Annotated in this window: 1 protein-coding gene; it reads right to left on the minus strand. The window is 68.5% G+C overall.

From position 1 onward, the window contains the following. On the minus strand, positions 1 to 461 hold a 461-nt coding region (locus tag D180_RS09870; RefSeq protein ID WP_017912663.1), incomplete at both ends, for a PAS domain-containing protein.

A 461-nucleotide genomic window follows, 5' to 3' on the forward strand; every position in this document is an offset into this window, starting at 1 on the left:
GGCGCGAGGACCAACTGTCGAGCACGTTGGGGAACTCGGCCTCGGAGGCGAAGCCCAGCAACGCGCGGAACTGCGGCGACCACCAGAACTCGTTGGCCGGATTGATCGGATCGCCGGCGGTCACGCTCATGTCCCACAGGCCGTCGTTGAGCATCTGCTGGCCCAGCTCGAAGCGCGTCAGCACGATGTCCAGGAACGCCTCGCGCTCGCGCCGCTCGGTGATGTCGGTGAGCGCGCCGGCCACCCGCAGCGGTAAGCCCTGGGCGTCGCGCTGGGTGGTACCGATCGCGCGGAACCAGCGGTACTGACCGTTCTTCAGCTGCAGGCGGTAGTCCACGTCGTACGGGGTCTGGCCGCTGCGGTCGCCCAGGTGCTTGGCGAACGCGTCCAGCGTGGCCTGCTTGTCGTCCGGATGCAGGCGCGAGGCCCAACTGTCGAGCACGTTGGGGAAGTCGAGCTCG

Origin of the sequence: Xanthomonas sp. SHU 166 (assembly GCF_000364685.1) — a bacterium.
Classification (GTDB): domain Bacteria; phylum Pseudomonadota; class Gammaproteobacteria; order Xanthomonadales; family Xanthomonadaceae; genus Xanthomonas_A; species Xanthomonas_A sontii.